The organism is Rhodococcus sp. MEB041, assembly GCF_030208955.1.
GTDB lineage: Bacteria > Actinomycetota > Actinomycetes > Mycobacteriales > Mycobacteriaceae > Rhodococcoides.
In genome coordinates, this window is record NZ_JARVSZ010000001.1 from 355,837 (window position 1) to 373,360 (window position 17,524).

The following is a 17,524-nucleotide window of genomic DNA, read 5'->3' on the forward strand; positions in this document are numbered from 1 at the left end:
GCCCATCACTGTTCGATCGCCAAGAGGTGGTTCTGCTGGTTGCCGACATCGACGGCCGCGGCGCGGTCCTCGTCGGTCAGTGTCTTCTGGTTCTCCTCGGGGATGAGGGAGACGTCGGGGGCGCGTCGCAGCCGGGCGAGCGCCTCGTCGAGATCCGTGCGCGAGATGTCGGAAAGGGCGGGCCGCAGCCGCGACAGCCGCACCCAGGCCCCGGGCTCACGAGCAAGGTCCGCGTACGTCGACCGGATCCGCTGTTCGACGTCCGCGGCGGACAGTTCACCGCGGACCGCGGGGGCGACGATGGCGTTGGGTGGCGTCGGCGGCGCCGTGATCGACGTCGGAGTGTCGCGCGGGAAGAAGACCTCGGCGGGACGTACGTCGTCGCGATGGAACCACCGACCGAGGCCTGCCATGACGGTGAACAGGGCCTTGCCGGGGCCGGCCGCACCCTTCGGCGCTTGCGTGCCCATCAGGTCGGAGCAGTGCTTCCAGCCCTTGTCGGTGAGCTCGACGGTCATCGTCCGACCCTGCTTGCCCACCTCGATCAGGCCGAGCGACGCGAGGTGGTCCCGGTGGGGCTTCTTCAACTCGGGCCCGAGTGTCGACAGTTCGGGGTTGCGCACTGCGCGTGCCTCGGCCATCAGCACCATCAGCACGGACACCTCGGTGCCGGTCAACTCGTTCGCGCTCACGTGGGAGTCCCCTTCGATCGTCGTCGGTGCAGTGCCTGTTCGATCATCGTCATCACGCTCTCGTGGTCCGCGAGCACGTCCTCGTTGGTGAAGCGCAGCACGATCCAGCCGTGCGTCTGCAGCAGGTTGTCACGGGACCGGTCGTCGGCGAACTGAGCACGCGCACGGTGCTCGTGGCCGTCGATCTCGATGGCGACCTTCTCATCGACCCACGACACGTCCAGCGTGAACGGTCTGCTCAACGTCGTCGGCCGGACGGACCGGTTGTGGCGTCGGCCCGCCGCCCACTCGCGGGTGGAGAGGACGCGATCCAGCAGGATCTCCGCCGCGCTGGCCGCGTGCGGACGCCCCTCGACGGGCGGGTAGCTCAGCGGCCGGAAGCGGTCGACGATGGTGTCGACGTCGTCCGGGGTCGACGGAGTGCGCACGGTCAGCACCGGGAACCTGTCCACGGCGGGTGCACCGGCCCCGGTCAACCACACGCCCGTCCCGGTGCTGCACCACCATTCCGCGGCGGTCGCCACCGCTGCCGGGTCGGCGTCGGCGGGGACGTCCACGACGAGGACGGCGCGCTCTCGCCCGTGGACGTCGGCGATCACGCGGGCGGCACCGGCGGCTCGGGTCTCGCGAGCGAAGGCGTCGACACGCAGGGGGCGTCCGGACGTCGACGCGCCCGCGAGATGGGCCAGGTACGGGCCGAAGTGTTCGCTCGAAGACGCGTGCTCGTGAGCTCGTGCCCGAGCGGCGTCGCGGGCCAGCGACGAGCGGTCGCCGACGTCGCCGGGCAGCAGGAAGGGGACGAGGTCGAGCGCGGCCTGCTCGATCGCGGCGACGACGGCGTCCACCATCTCCGACGCGGAGCCGTTCGTCAGGGTGAAGAAGAGTGCGGCCGGAGCATCGGACGGCAGCGGGTCCACCGACTCGGCGAGATCGCGCATCGCGGCGCCGGACAGTCGTACGACCCGGTCCAGCGGGGCGTCGTGCCACCAGGGCGTCGCGGTGTCGACGCGTGTCGTCACGTCATCACCCCCGCCCTGGTGTCGAGGCAGACCGGACCGGCCACCGCCCCGCGGCCGATTTCGGCCGACTTCAGGCCTGCCCTGTCGGTTACCATCCCCGAAACCGTACCCGGGGACGGGAACCCGTGTCGCGCGGGTCACCGTCCGAGCAGGCCACCCAGCGCGCCGCCGACACCGGCCTGCTGCCCGCCGCCCGTGCCGCCGACGAACCCGCCGGGCGGCTGCTCCGACGGCTGCACGACGACGAACCCCTGCCCGGAGAACTGCAGGGTGAAGCGCTCGCCGGTGCTGCGGCCGATGAGGGTGCCGAAGTTGAGTTGATCGTTGCTCTTCACCGAGGTCTGCAGGCTCGACGACCACGCGACCGCAGCCTGCGGATCCGCGAAGGTGGGCTGGTCGACGTTCAGCACGACGGGTTGCCCGTCGGTGGTGATGGCGATGCGCCCCTGCCCGGTGAAGATGCAGTTGAACAGGCCCGCGTTGCTGCTGGCGGCCGCACCCTGGACCCGGCCGATGCGGTACGACAGCGACGAGTCGAATGCGAGCACGTTGGCGCCGTTGATGGTGAGACCGTCGCTGCCGTCGAGGTCGATGATGTGCACGTCCTGGGCGGCGTTCGCGAGGAAGAGGTCGCCGCGACCGGACACCTTCATCAGCGGCACACCCTCGCCCGTCACCGTGCGACGGATCATGTTGCCGATGCCGCCGGATCCCTGCGCCTCGAACTTCAGGTCGCCCTGGTAGGCCACCATCGATCCCGAGCGCGCCATGATCTCGCCGTTCATCGCGACGCGGGCCATCTTGCTGCCCTGCTTCTGGATGCCGACGCCCTGGACCTCGGCGTGGGTGGGGGCGAACAGTTCACTTCTCACGGCCAGTGCTCCCTGCGTCGGTACGGGTGGTGGTGCTGCTGTGGTGGGGACGACGGTCGGTGTCGGTGTCGGTGCCGGTGTCGTGGCCGGCGCGGGCTCGTCGTCGACGGTGATGCCGAAGTTCGTCGCGATGCCCGCGAGCCCGTCGTCGAAGCCCTGGCCCACGGCGCGGACCTTCCAGGCGTCGCCGCGTCGGTAGATCTCGACGCACACGACGGCGGTCTCGCTCGTGAGTCCGCTCATCCGGAACGACAGGTCCGGTCCGATGGAGATGGTCGGCTCCAGGCCGCCGAACGTGGTGGGGCCCGATCCGTCCAGGCTGGCGGTGACGGCCACGGTGTCGACGTCGCGGGGCACCGCACCGGTGTCCACGCGGATCCCGCCGCTGCCGTACGTCACGCCGGGGCCGACCGGGTTGTTGAAGAAGACCAGGTCCGCGTCCGATCGAACCCGGCCCGCGGAGTTCAGCAGGAGCGCCGAGACGTCCACGGCGGCGCCGGACACGGAGATGTCGAGGCTGTCCGAGGGTGCGGGGCGGTTCTCCCCCCGTGCGAGGCTGTCCACGGACCTCAGTGTGCCACCGGCGCCTGACAGAGTCCTGTGCCGTCGCCGCGGTGGAGGATTTGGATCCCGTCCGCGTGTTCCCTACACTAGAGCGGTTGCCCGTGGTAGACGCATGCGTCGGCCAGGGCCACAGACCGCGCGCGTCGGGTCGGTATCCGCCGCGTACGTACATCCAGGTCACTAGGAGACCCATGATTCAGCAGGAGTCGCGGCTTCGCGTCGCCGACAACACGGGTGCCAAGGAAATCTTGTGCATTCGCGTTCTCGGTGGCTCGTCACGCCGTTACGCCGGGATCGGCGACGTCATCGTCGCCACCGTCAAGGACGCGATCCCCGGTGGAAACATCAAGAAGGGCGAGGTCGTCAAGGCCGTCATCGTCCGCACCACGAAGGAGCGTCGCCGCGCCGACGGTTCGTACATCAAGTTCGACGAGAACGCTGCCGTTCTCATCAAGCCTGACAACGACCCCCGCGGTACCCGCATCTTCGGCCCGGTCGGCCGCGAGCTGCGTGAGAAGAAGTTCATGCGCATCGTGTCGCTGGCTCCGGAGGTGTTGTGAGATGAAGGTGCACAAGGGCGACACGGTTCTCGTCATCTCCGGTAAGGACAAGGGAGCGAAGGGCAAGGTCATCACGGCCTACCCCGAGACCTCCAAGGTCCTCGTCGAGGGCGTCAACCGCATCAAGAAGCACACCGCTGTCTCGGCCAACGAGCGCGGCGCCTCCTCGGGCGGCATCGTCACGCAGGAAGCCCCCATTCACGTTTCCAACGTCGCGGTCATCGACTCGGACGGCAACCCCACCCGCGTGGGCTACCGCACCGACGACAACGGCAAGCGCGTTCGGATTTCCCGTAAGAACGGGAAGGACATCTGATGACGACCACCGAGAACAAGATCGTTCCGCGCCTGAAGACTCGCTACCGCGAGGAGATCAAGGACGCGCTGAACACCGAGTTCGAGTACGCCAACGTCATGCAGATCCCCGGCATCGTCAAGGTCGTCGTCAACATGGGTGTCGGCGACGCCGCCCGTGACGCGAAGCTGATCAACGGTGCGGTCGCAGACCTCGCCGCGATCACCGGCCAGAAGCCCGAGATCCGCAAGGCCCGCAAGTCCATCGCGCAGTTCAAGCTCCGCGAGGGCATGCCCATCGGCGCGCGCGTCACGCTGCGCGGCGACCGTATGTGGGAGTTCCTGGACCGTCTCGTGTCCATCGCGCTTCCCCGCATCAGGGACTTCCGTGGCCTGTCGGGCACGCAGTTCGACGGCAACGGCAACTACACGTTCGGCCTGAACGAGCAGTCGATGTTCCACGAGATCGACGTCGACAAGATCGATCGCCCTCGCGGCATGGACATCACCGTCGTCACGACGGCCACCAACAACGACGAAGGCCGCGCGCTGCTCAAGCACCTCGGCTTCCCGTTCAAGGAGAACTGAGCGTATGGCTAAGAAGGCACTGGTCAACAAGGCCAACAAGAAGCCGAAGTTCGCGGTTCGCGCGTACACCCGCTGCCAGCGTTGCGGCCGTCCGCACTCCGTGTTCCGCAAGTTCGGCCTCTGCCGTATCTGCGTGCGCGAGATGGCGCACCGCGGCGAGCTCCCCGGAGTGCACAAGTCTTCCTGGTGAGACAAGCCTCCTGGTGATCTGATCACCTGATCGACCCGACAGGCCCGAGCCATCACGGCTCGGGCCTGTCGGCGTGCACGGATGCAGTGCGTCGAGGAATGTCGCGCGGTCCGAACGGTCTGTTCCTCTCTGCGTGTCTCCCGCCGTATGCCTCGCGCCGGCGCCTCACCGGGCCTAGTGTTGCGCGACGGGGGAGCGAGCGGAGGAATCATGACTCAGACCGCGGAGACCGAGACCTCGGCCACGCCGGAACTCAAGCGGGTCCTCGGACCCGGACTGCTGTTGCTCTTCATCGTCGGCGACATCCTGGGCGCCGGCGTCTACGCCGTGACAGGCGACATGATCGCCAATGTCGGCGGAATGGCGTGGCTGCCGTTCATACTCGCCTTCGTCGTGGCGACGCTGACCGCGTTCTCCTATCTCGAGCTGGTGTGCAAGTACCCGCAGGCCGCCGGCGCCGCGCTGTACACGCACAAGGCCTTCGGTATCCATTTCGCGACGTTCCTCGTCGCGTTCGCCGTCATCTGCTCCGGCATCACCAGCGCCTCGACGTCCTCGAACGTGGTGGCGGGCAACCTGTTGGCCGGCCTGCACGAGACCTTCAGTACCGAGGACGGCATCGGGTGGTTCGACGTACCCACCGGTGACACAGCGCAATTGGTGGTCGCACTGGCCTTCATGCTGCTGCTGGCGGCGATCAATCTGCGCGGTGTCGGCGAGTCGGTCAAGTTCAACGTGATCCTGACGATCATCGAGATGGCAGCGCTCGCCATCGTCATCGCGATCGGCTTCGTCGCGGTGGGAAGTGGTAGCGCCGAGGGCGACATCGCCAATCTGGTCGTGTTCGACGACGCCAACGAGAAGGGCTGGTTCCTCGCCGTCACCGTCGCGACCACCATTGCTTTCTTCGCGATGGTCGGCTTCGAGGACTCGGTGAACATGGTCGAGGAGACCAAGGAGCCCGAGAAGATCTTCCCGAAGATGATGCTCTCCGGACTCGGCATCGCCTGCCTCATCTACGTTCTCGTCGTCGTGGCCGTGATCGCGGTCCTGCCGCTGGACTACGACTCCGGCAGCGAGGGCATCCTGCTCCACGTCGTGCGACTCGGCGCACCGGGACTGCCGATCGACGAGATCTTCCCGTACCTGACGGTGTTCGCCGTCGCCAACACCGCGCTCATCAACATGCTGATGGCGAGTCGGTTGATCTACGGCCTCGGCCGTCAGCGCATCCTGCCGAAGTCGCTGAGCGCGGTTCTGCCGACGCGTCGCTCGCCGTGGGCGGCCATCATGTTCTCCACCGTCATGGCACTGGTGCTGATCGTGGTGGTCAACCAGCTGCAGGGGAACTCGGTCGTCAGCGCTTTGTCCGGAACGACCGGGCTGCTGCTGCTCTGCGTGTTCGCGGTGGTCAACGTCGCCAACCTGGTGCTCAAGCGCAAGAAGGAGACGACGGGCTTCAGTGCGCCGCTGTGGGTTCCGGTGACGGGCGGCACGCTGTGCCTGTTCCTCGTCGGACCGTGGGCGCGGACCGATGCGCAGATGATCCAGTACCGCATCGCCGGCGCGATGCTGCTCCTCGGTGTGGCACTGTGGGTGGTGACGTTCTTCGTCAACCGTGCCACGCAGGGCAAGTCGCGCTTCATCGACGTGGATGCGCTCGACCGCGACGAGAAGGCGAACCTCGGTGACCGGGTGCGTGATCGGGGAGACGGCAAGGACTGACCGGCGGGGTCGACCCGCGCACGAGACGAGCCCCGGACCTCCCTGAGGACCGGGGCTCGCGTCGTCGAGCGTCAGCTCTCGAAGATGTCCAACGGCAGAGAGCCACCGCCACCGACAGGTGGGACGACAGGCGGGAGGCTGCCCTGCGGAAGCACTGTGACGGGGAGGTCGACGAGCGTGTCGACCGATGTGCCGCCGTCGTCACACGTCACCGCGACGCTGTAGAGCCCGGCCTCGAGTCCGTCGATGACGATGGTGCCGACGGCGGGAGCGATCGGCAGGAATGGCGTGGCGGGGCCCGAGGCGCTCGCCGTGTTGGTCTCGTCACCCACTTCGGTCGCGGTGACGGTGCAGTCCACCGCGCCCGTGAAGGCGAGAGCGGGTGTCACGGTCACCAGCGTGCTGATCGATTCGACGCCGGGCGTGGGTACCGCGACGACGGCGAGCACCGCCGCCGACGCCGTTCCCGACCCTGCCAACAGCGCCGCAGCAGCTGCCGCTCCCACCATTCCGACCTTGCCGAATGTGCGTACACCGGTCTTCACATCGTCCTCCATCACTCGTCGTGCGCGATAAACGTTGTGAATGGACACTAAAAGGCTGAACGAGAATGGCGGAGCGAAACGGACCAATCGGTCACCGAACTTGGTTCCGCGGCTGAACCCGACCGATGTCGCGGTGAACCGTTCGGGCCGGCGCTGGGCACCGTGCACACCTCCCGTGAGGCTCACACCTGTTGCGGCAGGCCGGAGGGGGTGTTCGCTCACCGCAACCTGTGTGCACACCCCTGCGGCACCGGCGAGTGCCACACCGGCACCTCACGCCGCACCCGGCCGACACCACCGCCGCGCACTCGTTCCGTGATGCGCACACCCCTCGCCGCAGGCTGCAGAGGGTGTCCGCCCACCGGAACCGGTGTGCGCACCCCTCGCAGCACCCCACGCCGTCCACCCGAGCCCACCGGAACCGGTGCGCGCACCCCTCGCAGTACCGGCACCACCCGCCCTACCTGCACCGATTTGGTCCCCGCAGGTCACTCCCTTACACTTGACCGGTTGCCCGGGTACCGTCATGCCTGCATACGACCCGAGCTACTCAGGTTTCTTGCCATGATGCTCGAAACACCCGCCAGTGCTCACGTCTGCACTGGCAGGAGCGCAACCCCTGACCGGCAACAGTCGGTCAGGACAGAACACTTCGCTGTAGGCCCACGACGGGACGAGTCAGGCCCTGCTACCAGGGCACCAGCTCGCACGTGCTGCATGGGAACCGCTGCGAGAAAGGGCCATGAACTCTGTCATGACCATGACCGACCCGATCGCAGACTTCTTGACGCGTCTGCGCAACGCCAATTCGGCGTACCACGATCAGGTGAAGCTGCCTCACTCGAAGATCAAGGCGAACATCGCCGAGATCCTCAAGCGTGAGGGCTACATCTCCGAGTACCGCACCGAGGACGCCGAGGTGGGCAAGACCCTCATCGTCGACCTCAAGTACGGCCCCAGCCGCGAGCGCAGCCTCGCCGGTGTGCGTCGGGTGTCCAAGCCCGGACTGCGTGTGTACGCAAAATCCACCAATCTGCCCAAGGTGCTCGGCGGCCTCGGCGTGGCGATCATCTCCACGTCCACCGGCCTGCTGACCGATCGCCAGGCGGCCAATCAGGGCGTCGGCGGCGAAGTCCTCGCGTACGTCTGGTAAGGGAGGCCACCACTATGTCGCGTATCGGAAAGCTTCCTGTGACAGTTCCCGCCGGAGTCGATGTCACCATCGCCGGCCAGGATGTCACCGTCAAGGGACCCAAGGGCACCTTGAGTCTCACCATCGCCGAGCCGATCACCATCGCCAAGAACGATGACGGATCCCTCTCGGTCAACCGGCCGGACGACGAGCGTCGTAGCCGCTCGCTCCACGGCCTCTCGCGCACTCTCGTCGCGAACCTCATCACGGGTGTGACCACCGGTTACACCACGAAGATGGAGATTCACGGCGTCGGTTACCGCGTGGCACTGAAGGGCAGCGACCTCGAGTTCGCTCTCGGCTACAGCCACCCGGTGCCGATCACGGCGCCCGACGGCATCACCTTCGCGGTCGAGACGCCCACCCGATTCTCGGTCTCGGGTATCGACAAGCAGAAGGTCGGCCAGATCTCTGCCAACATCCGTCGTCTCCGTCGTCCCGACCCGTACAAGGGCAAGGGCGTTCGGTACGAGGGTGAGCAGATCCGCCGCAAGGTCGGAAAGACAGGTAAGTGATGAGCAACTCCGCAGCAACGAAGGGTTCCGACGCGAACCCGAAGCGCATCCCGCTGGGCAAGGACGCCTCCACGCGTCGTCGCCTGTCCAAGACGCGCCGCCACTTCCGTCTTCGCAAGAAGGTCTCCGGAACCGCCGAGCGTCCCCGTCTGGTCGTCAACCGTTCCTCGCGTCACCTGCACGCACAGCTGATCGACGATCTGACCGGCCGCACTCTCGCGTCCGCGTCCAGCATCGAGGCCGATGTGCGCGCGACCGAGGGCGACAAGAAGGCCCGTGGCGCGAAGGTCGGCGCTCTCATCGCCGAGCGTGCCAAGGCGGCCGGCATCGAGGCAGTGGTCTTCGACCGCGGTGGCCACGGTTACGCCGGACGCATCGCGGCACTCGCCGATGCAGCTCGCGAAGGCGGGCTGACGTTCTGATGATCAACGCAGCGAAGATTCAGCTCACCAACGGAAGGACAGCCTGATGCCGGGACGTCAACGGCGTGACGGCGGCAGCGGACCCGCCGGAGCCAACGCAGGACCCAATGCAGGCGGAGGTGACAACCGCGGCGGAGACAACCGTGGAGGTCGCGACCGTCGCGACTCGCGGGGCGGCAACGCTCCCGAGAAGAACAACCTCGAGCGCGTCGTCGCGATCAACCGCGTCTCCAAGGTCGTGAAGGGTGGTCGTCGCTTCAGCTTCACCGCCCTCGTGATCGTCGGAGACGGCAACGGTCTGGTCGGCGTCGGCTACGGCAAGGCCAAGGAAGTTCCGGCCGCCATTCAGAAGGGTGTCGAGGAGGCTCGCAAGAGCTTCTTCCGCGTCCCGCTGATCGGTAGCACGATCACGCACCCGGTCCAGGGTGAGGCTGCGGCCGGTGTGGTCATGCTGCGCCCGGCAAGCCCCGGTACCGGTGTCATCGCCGGTGGCGCGGTGCGTGCCGTGCTCGAGTGTGCAGGTGTCCACGACATCCTCGCGAAGTCGCTGGGTAGCGACAACGCGATCAACGTCGTGCACGCCACCGTTGCGGCTCTCAAGAGCCTGCAGCGTCCGGAAGAGGTCGCGGCTCGTCGTGGTCTGCCGATCGAGGACGTCGCTCCCGCCGGCATGCTGCGCGCTCGCGCCCAGGCAGCAGCAGGAGCAGCTCATGGCTGACCTCAGAGTGACCCAGATCAAGAGCACCATCGGTCAGAAGAAGAACCAGCGTGACAGCATTCGCACGCTGGGCCTCAAGAAGATCCGCCAGTCGGTGATTCGCGAGGACACCCCGCAGACCCGCGGGCTGATCAACGTGGTGCGTCACCTCGTCGTCGTTGAGGAGGTCACCAAGTGACCATCAAATTGCATCATCTTCGCCCCGCACCGGGTTCGAAGAGCGCGAAGATCCGCGTCGGTCGCGGTGAAGGCGGAAAGCGCGGCAAGACCGCAGGTCGTGGCACCAAGGGCACGGGCGCTCGTAAGAACGTCCCGGCCGGCTTCGAGGGTGGCCAGATGCCGATCCACATGCGGCTGCCGAAGCTCAAGGGCTTCACCAACCGCAACCGGGTCGAGTACCAGGTCGTGAACCTGGTCGACATCGAGCGACTGTTCCCCGAGGGTGGCGAGATCTCCAAGGACGATCTGGTCGCCAAGGGTGCGGTGCGCAAGAACCGTCTCGTCAAGATCCTCGGCGACGGCGACCTGTCGGTGAAGGTGTCCATCACCGCCGACAAGTTCACCGGCAGTGCCAAGGAAAAGATCAACGCAGCCGGCGGATCCGTCACCGAGTTGTGAGTTCGGCGGCCCGCCCACTCGACGAGTGAGCGGGCCTCCGGCAGTACGGACCGATGGCCGTGGTACGACTCTCGTGCTGCGGCCATCGGCCGTTCGGTGCCACGGTGAGTGGTTGTCCGGCTCGGCCCGGGCTGCGCACTCCGCGGCGCTGTTAGAGTTCGACGGGGTGCCAGTGCGCCCCGACCATCTCCCTCGTTAGTCACCCCGTCCAGGAGGATCGTTGCTTTCCGCCTTTGTGTCGGCCCTCAGGACACCTGACCTGAGACGGAAGATCCTCTTCACTCTCGGCCTCATCGCTCTGTACCGCTTCGGCGCGACGCTGCCGTCGCCCGGTGTCGACTACGGCAACGTCCGTCAGTGCATCGACCAGGTGTCGGGCGGCGACTCCGCCGGCATCTACTCGCTGATCAACCTGTTCTCGGGCGGTGCTCTGCTGCAGCTGTCCGTGTTCGCGATCGGCATCATGCCCTTCATCACCGCGAGCATCATCGTCCAGCTCCTCACCGTGGTCATCCCGCGGTTCGAGGAACTCCGCAAGGAGGGCCAGGCCGGCCAGGCGAAGATGACGCAGTACACGCGCTATCTCTCCATCGCGCTGGCGATCCTGCAGGCCACGGGTCTCGTCGCGCTCGCCTCGCGCGGGCAGCTGCTCCAGGGCTGCAACCTCGACATCATCGCGGACTCGTCCATCTTCGGACTGGTCACCATCGTGCTGGTCATGACCGCGGGTGCTGCCCTGGTCATGTGGTTCGGCGAGCTCATCACCGAGCGCGGCGTCGGCAACGGCATGTCGCTGCTCATCTTCGCCGGCATCGCCTCGCGCATCCCGTCCGAGGGCAAGTCGATTCTCGACAGCCGCGGCGGCATCGTCTTCGCGCTCGTCTGCCTCGCCGCTCTCGCCATCATCATCGGCGTCGTCTTCGTCGAGCAGGGCCAGCGCCGCATCCCGGTGCAGTACGCCAAGCGCATGGTCGGCCGCCGCATGTACGGCGGTTCGTCCACCTACCTGCCGCTGAAGGTCAACCAGGCCGGTGTCATCCCGGTGATCTTCGCGTCGTCGCTGCTGTACCTCCCCAATCTCATCGCCCAGCTGACCAATGCCAGCACGGCGGCGGATCCGAGTTGGTGGCAACGCGCCATCAACACGTATCTGGTGAACCCGGCGAACCCGGTGTACATCGCGATCTACTTCGGCCTCATCGTCTTCTTCACCTACTTCTACGTCGCCATCACGTTCAACCCCGAGGAACGTGCCGACGAGATGAAGAAGTACGGCGGATTCATCCCGGGCATCAGGCCGGGACGTCCGACGGCCGACTACCTCAATTTCGTTCTCAGTCGCATCACGCTGCCCGGTGCCATCTACCTCGGCACCATCGCTGTGCTTCCCAACCTGTTCCTCGACATCGGTAACTCCGGTGGCGCCCAGAACCTGCCCTTCGGCGGAACCGCGGTGCTCATCATGGTGAGCGTGGGACTCGACACGGTGAAGCAGATCGAAAGCCAGCTGATGCAGCGCAACTACGAAGGGTTCCTCAAGTGAGACTCGTCCTCCTCGGTCCTCCCGGAGCAGGCAAAGGTACGCAGGCGACGCTGCTGTCGGAGAAGCTGGGAATTCCCCACGTCTCGACGGGCGATCTCTTCCGCGCGAACATCGGCCAGAAGACGCCCCTGGGCATCGAGGCCAAGAAGTACCTCGACGCGGGCGACCTGGTTCCGAGTGCGCTGACCGTGGACATGGTGCGCGACCGTCTGGCCGAGCCCGACGCCACCAACGGCTTCATCCTCGACGGCTTCCCGCGATCGACCGATCAGGCCGACTCCCTCGCCTCCATCCTCGAGGACGCGGGCACGACGCTCGACGCCGTCGTCTCCTTCGTCATCGACGAGGACGTCGTGGTCGAGCGCATGCTCGCCCGTGGGCGGGAGGACGACAAGGAGAGCGTCATCCGGAACCGGATGAAGGTCTACCGCGACGAGACGGCTCCGCTGCTCGAGTACTACAAGAGCCATGGTCGCAGCGGGCAGGCCGAAGGCCGGTCGGGACTACTCGTGACCGTCGACGCCGTCGGCGAGGTCGAGGATGTCAACAAGATGGTCATCGACGCGATCCAGGGCGACGACTGACCCATGGCTTTCGGACGTAAGCGCAAGGTGGTCCCGTTCCGCAGCGCCGGTGAGCTCGATGCCATGGCTGCGGCCGGGGCCGTCGTGGGCGCCGCTCTCGTCGCGGTGCGCGACGCGGCGAAGCCCGGCGTGTCCACGCTCGAACTCGACGCCGTCGCCGAGTCGGTGATTCGCGCCGCTGGCGCGGTGCCGTCGTTCCTCGGGTACCACGGCTTCACGGGCAGCATCTGCAGCTCGATCAACGATCGCGTCGTGCACGGCATCCCGAACTCGTCCGACGTGCTCGCCGAGGGTGACCTCATCTCGATCGACTGCGGCGCCATTCTCGACGGCTGGCACGGCGACTCCGCCTGGACGTTCGGTGTCGGTGCCGTCATCGAGGCAGACGAGCAGCTGAGCGAGGCCACTCGGTTGTCGATGGAGGCCGGTATCGCCGCGATGCTCCCGGGCAACCGCCTGACCGACGTCTCGCACGCCATCGAGCAGGGCACGCTGGCCGCCTCGGCGGCGCACGGACGTACCTACGGCATCGTCGACGGCTACGGCGGCCACGGCATCGGCCGCGAGATGCACATGGAGCCGTTCCTCGCCAACGAGGGTGCGCCGGGCAAGGGCCCCGAGCTGGTGGTGGGGTCGACGCTCGCCATCGAGCCGATGCTGACACTGGGCACCCACGAGACCCGCGTGTTGGACGACGACTGGACCGTGGTCACCACGGACGGATCGCGATCCGCGCACTGGGAGCACACGGTCGCCGTCACCGAGGACGGGCCGAGGATTCTCACTCTGCGTCCCTGACGCAGATCCTTCCGACCCGTCCGGGTCGTCAGGCCCAGTGCTCGGCTGGAACCTGCTCCGACTCCTTCGGCGGCGGCGGGGGAGTGCCGTCTCCGAACGGCCTGCCGCCCAACGCTTCCCGGCCGTGTGGGCTCAACCAGCTCGACAGGTCCGGCCCCTTGGGCACGATGCCGGTCGGGTTGATGTCGGTGTGCACCTCGTAGTAGTGCGACTTGATGTGCACGAAGTCCGTGGTGTCGCCGAATCCCGGTGTCTGGAACAGGTCTCGGGCGTAGGCCCACAGCACCGGCATCTCGGAGAGCTTGCTCCGGTTGCACTTGAAGTGGCCCTGGTAGACGGGATCGAACCGCGCCAGCGTCGTGAACAGACGGACGTCGGCTTCGGTGATGGTGTCGCCCACCAGGAATCGCTGGTTCTCGAGACGGTCGCTCAGCCAGTCCAGTCGCGCGAAGAGAGCGTCGTACGCCTTCTCGTACGCGCTCTGGGAGCCGGCGAAACCGCACTTGTAGACGCCGTTGTTGACGTCGTGGAAGATCAGTTCCGCCACCTCGTCGATCTCGCCGCGCAACGCTTCCGGGTACAGGTCGGGTGCGCCCTCACGGTGGTACCGCGTCCACTCCGTCGAGAAGTCGAGCGTCATCTGCGGGTAGTCGTTGGTGACCACCTCGCCCGTCGACACCTCCACCATGGCGGGCACGGTGATCCCGCGTGGGTAGTCGGGGAAGCGCGCGAGGAACGCGTCCTGCAGACGTGGGATCTTCAGCACCGGGTCGAGGCCGTCCGGATCGAGATCGAAGGTCCAGCTCCGCTTGTCGTGGGTCGGTCCGCACACTCCCATCGAGATGGCGTCCTCGAGACCCAGGAGCCGACGCACGATGATGGCGCGGTTGGCCCACGGGCAGGCGCGGGCCACGACGAGGCGGTAACGACCGGGCTCCACCGGGTAGCGCGACGACGGATCGTCGATGATGCGGTCCTCGATGTAGTTCGTGTCGCGGTCGAAGCCGCCCTTCTCCACGTAGGACGGGGTACCGCTGTCGGTGCTCATGGTCGTAACTTACCCGGGGTCGGTCAATTCCATCCCGATGTGCACTCCCAGTTCGGTGAAGCCGAGCGAGAGGCCGAACAGCCGGGCGGTCGCGTTGTCCATCGGCACCGACCACTGCGGCACGAGTCCCGCGTCGATGGCCTCGTTCGTGGCCAGCCGTGCGGCGGTCGAGCCGTACCCCCGCCGGCGTCGTGACGGCACGGTGACCGCGACGGTGTCGGCGAGGAAGCCGCGCCACTCGACGTACCCGGCAGCGGCCGCGGGGAGAGCGTCGTCCTCACCGTCGGCGTCGTCGAACACCGTGAACCACGAGTCGACGCCGACCGCGCGGATCCCGGTGGCATCGTCGGGAGGCACCACTGCGAGGACGCGGTCCACATCGTGCCCGTCGTGGGAGATCAGAGGGTGTTCGACGCGCACGTCGTCGCGACTGTCGTCGAGGAAGGCGAGGACCCGTGGTCCACCGCAACGACCGCGGCGCTGTCCCGCGAGCTCGGCGAGACCGTCCCGCGTCGCGAGCACGTCGTTGCCCAGTGCCTCGGCGCGGTCGAGGATGTCGCCGGGTCCGACCAGGACCGCGTGGCCGTCCAGGACGACGAACGTGAGGCGGGTCGCGTCGTCGTCGACCACGTGCAACCGCTCCGCGTCGTCGAGCGAGGCGTCGTCGGGAAGACCCAGTTCTCGCGCCCAGGCGAGACGGACGATGTCGATCTGGTGGGAGTTCATCGCCGTCCACGCTAGCGCCGCTTGTGGCGACGATGCTCGGCGCCGTATATTCCAAGCGGAATATAAAGGAGAGGGATCGACATGGAACGTGTGACACCGCTGGCCATCGCCGTGCTCGCGTGCCTGTTCGAGCGGCCGATGCACCCGTACGAGATGTATCAGCTCCTGCTCGAGCGCAAGGACGACCGACTGCTCAAGGTACGTCCGGGGTCGCTCTACCACGCGGTCGACCGCCTGGCGGAGCGTGAGCTGATCGTGGCGGTCGGCACCGAACGGGAAGGTAATCGGCCCGAGCGCACCACCTACTCGGTGACCGACTCGGGTCGGGCGGCTCTGTCGGACACCCTGCGTACTCTCCTGGCGGAACCCACGCCCGAGTACTCGCAGTTCACCCTCGCCTTGTCCGAGTCGCACAACCTCCCCGGGTCGGAGGTCGCGACACTCGTCCGTACCCGTATCGCTCTGCTGGAGAAGGATCTCGACGAGATGCGCGTCATCGATGCGATGGCCGTCGATCGCCACGTTCCCCGGCTCTTCTCCGTGGGCCTCGACTACACCCTCGCCCTGCGCGAGGCCGAACTCACCTGGCTCCGGGCCTTCGTCGACGACATCGACTCCGGACGTCTCCCCTGGCTGGACAGCATTCTCACCGAACGACAGGACCACCGATGACCAGCACCACCAGCCCGGCCGTGAAGGAGGCGTCCCCCTGGATCGCGCTCTGGACCCTGTGCCTCGGCTTCTTCATGATTCTCGTGGACACCACCATCGTCGCCGTCGCGCAGCCGGCGATCCTCGAGGGTCTGCAGACCGACATCTCGAACGTCATCTGGGTGACCAGTGCGTACCTGCTCGCGTACGCGGTACCGCTCCTCGTGACCGGCCGACTGGGCGACCGGTTCGGACCGAAGAACCTCTACATCGGCGGGCTCGTCGTCTTCACTCTCGCCTCGCTGTGGTGTGGCGTCTCGGGGTCGATCGAGATGCTCATCGCCGCGCGCGCCGTGCAGGGCCTGGGCGCCGCGATGATCACGCCGCAGACCATGGCCGTCATCACCCGCATCTTCCCCAAGGACAAGCGCGGTGCCGCGATGGGTGCCTGGGGCGCGGTCGCCGGCGTCGCGACCCTGGTGGGTCCACTGCTCGGCGGCGTGCTGGTCGACGCGTTCGGGTGGGAGTGGATCTTCTTCATCAACCTCCCCGTCGGTGTCGTCGCCATCGCACTGGCCGTCAAGTTCGTGCCGACGCTCCCCACCAACGACCACAAGTTCGACATCCCCGGCGTCGTGCTGTCCGCCGCCGGCCTGTTCTTCATCGTCTTCGGTCTGCAGGAGGGGCAGAAGTACGACTGGAACGGGTGGATCTGGACCTCCATCGCCGTCGGCGTGGTCGTCTTCGCCGCGTTCATCGTGTGGCAGTCGCGCAACCGCAACGAGCCTCTGGTGCCGCTCGGGTTGTTCCGCGACCGGAACTTCTCGCTCAGCAACATCGGCATCGCGGCCATGGGCTTCGCGATGACGGGCATGATGCTGCCGATCATGTTCTACGCGCAGAGCGTCACCGGACTGACGCCCACGCGTTCGGCCCTGCTGTTCGTGCCCATGGCGGTGCTCACCGGCGTGCTCGCGCCCAACGTCGGCCGTCTGGTGGACCGCGTGCACCCGCGCTACATCGCCGGCACCGGCCTGACTCTGCTCACCGTCGCCCTCGTCTGGCTCGCGATGGAGATGACACCGACCACGGCGATCGTCCGGCTCCTCATGCCCATCGCCCTGATGGGCGTGGCCAACGCGCTCATCTGGTCTCCGCTCGGTGCCACGGCCACCCGCAACCTGCCGATGTCGCAGGCCGGCGCGGGCAGCGGCGTCTACAACACCACCCGCATGATCGGGTCCGTGCTGGGCAGTGCGGGTATCGGCGTGCTGATGCAGTCCCGCATCTCCGCCGAGGTGCCGTTCGCCGGTGCGGCCGGCGCGTCGGGTGAGCTGTCCACGGGCCGGGTGCCGGCACAGGTGGCGGAACCGTTCGCCACCGCGCTCGCCCAGTCGCTGTACCTCCCGGCCGCGGTCCTGCTGGTCGGAGCGATCGCGACGCTCTTCTACGCGCGCCCCAACTTCGGTGGGCACGGGGCTGCGGTTCCGGATCCGTCGGTCGAGGCGAGTGTTCCGGCCGGGACGACGCCCGTCCGTTAGGCGGGCAGGCCGGAGGCCGGTCGGGGTAGGCGGGCAGGCCGGAGGCCGGTCGGGGTAGGCGGGCAGGCCGGAGGCCCGAGGCCGGAGAACGAGGATGTGTGCGCACCTGGCATGCTCCG

Annotated in this window: 22 protein-coding genes; 16 read left to right on the forward strand and 6 right to left on the reverse strand. The window is 67.1% G+C overall.

Annotation, left to right across the window (positions count from 1 at the left end; genetic code table 11):
* Nucleotides 1-5: 5 nt before the first annotated feature.
* The 3 genes from QRN16_RS01740 to QRN16_RS01750 all read right to left on the reverse strand — a co-directional run bounded on the left by QRN16_RS01740 (nucleotide 6) and on the right by QRN16_RS01750 (nucleotide 3,156).
* The gene (locus QRN16_RS01740; protein WP_027504659.1) at nucleotides 6-692 is read right to left on the reverse strand and encodes a hypothetical protein; all 687 of its coding nucleotides are present in this window, start codon (nucleotides 690-692) and stop codon (nucleotides 6-8) included.
* The gene (locus tag QRN16_RS01745) at nucleotides 689-1,711 is read right to left on the reverse strand and encodes an endonuclease domain-containing protein (RefSeq protein ID WP_056441848.1); all 1,023 of its coding nucleotides are present in this window, start codon (nucleotides 1,709-1,711) and stop codon (nucleotides 689-691) included. The genes QRN16_RS01740 and QRN16_RS01745 overlap by 4 nt, the downstream gene beginning before the upstream one ends.
* A gap of 137 nt (nucleotides 1,712-1,848) precedes the next feature.
* Nucleotides 1,849-3,156 (reverse strand): AIM24 family protein, encoded by a 1,308-nt coding sequence (locus QRN16_RS01750; RefSeq protein WP_285184680.1) that lies wholly within the window; start codon nucleotides 3,154-3,156, stop codon nucleotides 1,849-1,851.
* 182 nt (nucleotides 3,157-3,338) lie between these two features.
* On the opposite strand from QRN16_RS01750, the gene rplN reads away from it, so the two are divergent.
* The 5 genes from rplN (at nucleotide 3,339) to QRN16_RS01775 (ending at nucleotide 6,504) form a co-directional block, all read left to right on the forward strand.
* Nucleotides 3,339-3,707: a 50S ribosomal protein L14 gene (rplN, locus tag QRN16_RS01755; RefSeq protein ID WP_027504662.1), complete on the forward strand. Its 369-nt coding sequence runs from the start codon at nucleotides 3,339-3,341 to the stop codon at nucleotides 3,705-3,707.
* A 1-nt stretch (nucleotide 3,708) separates the two neighbouring features.
* A complete protein-coding gene (gene rplX / locus QRN16_RS01760) occupies nucleotides 3,709-4,023 on the forward strand; it encodes a 50S ribosomal protein L24 (protein WP_027504663.1) in 315 nt (104 codons plus the stop codon).
* Nucleotides 4,023-4,589, forward strand: coding sequence for a 50S ribosomal protein L5 (gene rplE, locus QRN16_RS01765; protein ID WP_027504664.1), 567 nt, complete (start codon nucleotides 4,023-4,025; stop codon nucleotides 4,587-4,589). Before rplX ends, rplE begins: the two co-directional genes overlap by 1 nt.
* A 4-nt stretch (nucleotides 4,590-4,593) precedes the next feature.
* A complete protein-coding gene (locus tag QRN16_RS01770; protein WP_027504665.1) occupies nucleotides 4,594-4,779 on the forward strand; it encodes a type Z 30S ribosomal protein S14 in 186 nt (61 codons plus the stop codon).
* 210 nt (nucleotides 4,780-4,989) lie between these two features.
* The gene (locus tag QRN16_RS01775) at nucleotides 4,990-6,504 is read left to right on the forward strand and encodes an APC family permease (RefSeq protein WP_051613170.1); all 1,515 of its coding nucleotides are present in this window, start codon (nucleotides 4,990-4,992) and stop codon (nucleotides 6,502-6,504) included.
* Between the two features lie 71 nt (nucleotides 6,505-6,575).
* On the opposite strand, the gene QRN16_RS01780 is transcribed toward QRN16_RS01775, so the two are convergent.
* A complete protein-coding gene (locus QRN16_RS01780) occupies nucleotides 6,576-7,061 on the reverse strand; it encodes a hypothetical protein (RefSeq protein WP_285184405.1) in 486 nt (161 codons plus the stop codon).
* A gap of 742 nt (nucleotides 7,062-7,803) precedes the next feature.
* On the opposite strand from QRN16_RS01780, the gene rpsH reads away from it, so the two are divergent.
* From rpsH to map, 9 genes are all read left to right on the forward strand, one after another.
* A complete protein-coding gene (gene rpsH, locus QRN16_RS01785) occupies nucleotides 7,804-8,202 on the forward strand; it encodes a 30S ribosomal protein S8 (protein WP_027504667.1) in 399 nt (132 codons plus the stop codon).
* 14 nt (nucleotides 8,203-8,216) lie between these two features.
* Nucleotides 8,217-8,756, forward strand: a complete 540-nt coding sequence (gene rplF, locus QRN16_RS01790; RefSeq protein ID WP_027504668.1) for a 50S ribosomal protein L6 — start codon at nucleotides 8,217-8,219, stop codon at nucleotides 8,754-8,756.
* Nucleotides 8,756-9,178: a 50S ribosomal protein L18 gene (gene rplR, locus QRN16_RS01795; RefSeq protein WP_037184745.1), complete on the forward strand. Its 423-nt coding sequence runs from the start codon at nucleotides 8,756-8,758 to the stop codon at nucleotides 9,176-9,178. Before rplF ends, rplR begins: the two co-directional genes overlap by 1 nt.
* Nucleotides 9,179-9,224: 46 nt before the next feature.
* Nucleotides 9,225-9,896, forward strand: a complete 672-nt coding sequence (rpsE, locus tag QRN16_RS01800; RefSeq protein WP_027504670.1) for a 30S ribosomal protein S5 — start codon at nucleotides 9,225-9,227, stop codon at nucleotides 9,894-9,896.
* Nucleotides 9,889-10,074 (forward strand): 50S ribosomal protein L30, encoded by a 186-nt coding sequence (gene rpmD, locus QRN16_RS01805; protein ID WP_027504671.1) that lies wholly within the window; start codon nucleotides 9,889-9,891, stop codon nucleotides 10,072-10,074. Before rpsE ends, rpmD begins: the two co-directional genes overlap by 8 nt.
* Nucleotides 10,071-10,514 carry a 50S ribosomal protein L15 gene (gene rplO, locus QRN16_RS01810; RefSeq protein WP_027504672.1) on the forward strand — a complete coding sequence of 148 codons (444 nt, stop codon included), beginning with the start codon at nucleotides 10,071-10,073 and terminating at the stop codon, nucleotides 10,512-10,514. Before rpmD ends, rplO begins: the two co-directional genes overlap by 4 nt.
* A 220-nt stretch (nucleotides 10,515-10,734) precedes the next feature.
* A complete protein-coding gene (gene secY, locus QRN16_RS01815; RefSeq protein ID WP_027504673.1) occupies nucleotides 10,735-12,057 on the forward strand; it encodes a preprotein translocase subunit SecY in 1,323 nt (440 codons plus the stop codon).
* A complete protein-coding gene (locus QRN16_RS01820; protein ID WP_285184406.1) occupies nucleotides 12,054-12,641 on the forward strand; it encodes an adenylate kinase in 588 nt (195 codons plus the stop codon). The genes secY and QRN16_RS01820 overlap by 4 nt, the downstream gene beginning before the upstream one ends.
* A 3-nt stretch (nucleotides 12,642-12,644) precedes the next feature.
* On the forward strand, nucleotides 12,645-13,439 hold the full coding sequence (map, locus tag QRN16_RS01825) for a type I methionyl aminopeptidase (protein WP_056441857.1): 795 nt from the start codon (nucleotides 12,645-12,647) through the stop codon (nucleotides 13,437-13,439).
* Nucleotides 13,440-13,467: 28 nt separating this feature from the next.
* Here the strand turns inward: map and QRN16_RS01830 are convergent, their stop codons facing one another.
* Together QRN16_RS01830 and QRN16_RS01835 are read right to left on the reverse strand one after the other, a co-directional pair.
* The gene (locus QRN16_RS01830; RefSeq protein WP_285184407.1) at nucleotides 13,468-14,487 is read right to left on the reverse strand and encodes a glutathione S-transferase family protein; all 1,020 of its coding nucleotides are present in this window, start codon (nucleotides 14,485-14,487) and stop codon (nucleotides 13,468-13,470) included.
* Between the two features lie 9 nt (nucleotides 14,488-14,496).
* Nucleotides 14,497-15,213 (reverse strand): GNAT family N-acetyltransferase, encoded by a 717-nt coding sequence (locus QRN16_RS01835; RefSeq protein WP_285184408.1) that lies wholly within the window; start codon nucleotides 15,211-15,213, stop codon nucleotides 14,497-14,499.
* 81 nt (nucleotides 15,214-15,294) lie between these two features.
* Here QRN16_RS01835 and QRN16_RS01840 point away from each other — a divergent pair, with 81 nt between their 5' ends.
* Together QRN16_RS01840 and QRN16_RS01845 are read left to right on the forward strand one after the other, a co-directional pair.
* On the forward strand, nucleotides 15,295-15,885 hold the full coding sequence (locus QRN16_RS01840; RefSeq protein ID WP_285184409.1) for a PadR family transcriptional regulator: 591 nt from the start codon (nucleotides 15,295-15,297) through the stop codon (nucleotides 15,883-15,885).
* Nucleotides 15,882-17,405: an MFS transporter gene (locus QRN16_RS01845; protein ID WP_222639404.1), complete on the forward strand. Its 1,524-nt coding sequence runs from the start codon at nucleotides 15,882-15,884 to the stop codon at nucleotides 17,403-17,405. Before QRN16_RS01840 ends, QRN16_RS01845 begins: the two co-directional genes overlap by 4 nt.
* The last annotated feature ends 119 nt before the right edge of the window (nucleotides 17,406-17,524 follow it).

Excerpts from the sequence above, each read along its gene's own strand:
- rpsE (WP_027504670.1), top strand. The coding sequence starts at position 9,225 with ATGCCGGGACGTCAACGGCGTGACGGCGGCAGCGGACCCGCCGGAGCC.
- QRN16_RS01775 (WP_051613170.1), top strand. The coding sequence starts at position 4,990 with ATGACTCAGACCGCGGAGACCGAGACCTCGGCCACGCCGGAACTCAAG.
- rplR (WP_037184745.1), top strand. The coding sequence starts at position 8,756 with ATGAGCAACTCCGCAGCAACGAAGGGTTCCGACGCGAACCCGAAGCGC.
- QRN16_RS01830 (WP_285184407.1), bottom strand. The coding sequence starts at position 14,487 with ATGAGCACCGACAGCGGTACCCCGTCCTACGTGGAGAAGGGCGGCTTC.
- QRN16_RS01780 (WP_285184405.1), bottom strand. The coding sequence starts at position 7,061 with ATGGAGGACGATGTGAAGACCGGTGTACGCACATTCGGCAAGGTCGGA.
- rplX (WP_027504663.1), top strand. The coding sequence starts at position 3,709 with ATGAAGGTGCACAAGGGCGACACGGTTCTCGTCATCTCCGGTAAGGAC.
- rplN (WP_027504662.1), top strand. The coding sequence starts at position 3,339 with ATGATTCAGCAGGAGTCGCGGCTTCGCGTCGCCGACAACACGGGTGCC.
- map (WP_056441857.1), top strand. The coding sequence starts at position 12,645 with ATGGCTTTCGGACGTAAGCGCAAGGTGGTCCCGTTCCGCAGCGCCGGT.
- QRN16_RS01770 (WP_027504665.1), top strand. The coding sequence starts at position 4,594 with ATGGCTAAGAAGGCACTGGTCAACAAGGCCAACAAGAAGCCGAAGTTC.
- rplE (WP_027504664.1), top strand. The coding sequence starts at position 4,023 with ATGACGACCACCGAGAACAAGATCGTTCCGCGCCTGAAGACTCGCTAC.
- QRN16_RS01835 (WP_285184408.1), bottom strand. The coding sequence starts at position 15,213 with ATGAACTCCCACCAGATCGACATCGTCCGTCTCGCCTGGGCGCGAGAA.
- rpsH (WP_027504667.1), top strand. The coding sequence starts at position 7,804 with ATGACCATGACCGACCCGATCGCAGACTTCTTGACGCGTCTGCGCAAC.
- QRN16_RS01840 (WP_285184409.1), top strand. The coding sequence starts at position 15,295 with ATGGAACGTGTGACACCGCTGGCCATCGCCGTGCTCGCGTGCCTGTTC.
- QRN16_RS01845 (WP_222639404.1), top strand. The coding sequence starts at position 15,882 with ATGACCAGCACCACCAGCCCGGCCGTGAAGGAGGCGTCCCCCTGGATC.
- rplF (WP_027504668.1), top strand. The coding sequence starts at position 8,217 with ATGTCGCGTATCGGAAAGCTTCCTGTGACAGTTCCCGCCGGAGTCGAT.
- rpmD (WP_027504671.1), top strand. The coding sequence starts at position 9,889 with ATGGCTGACCTCAGAGTGACCCAGATCAAGAGCACCATCGGTCAGAAG.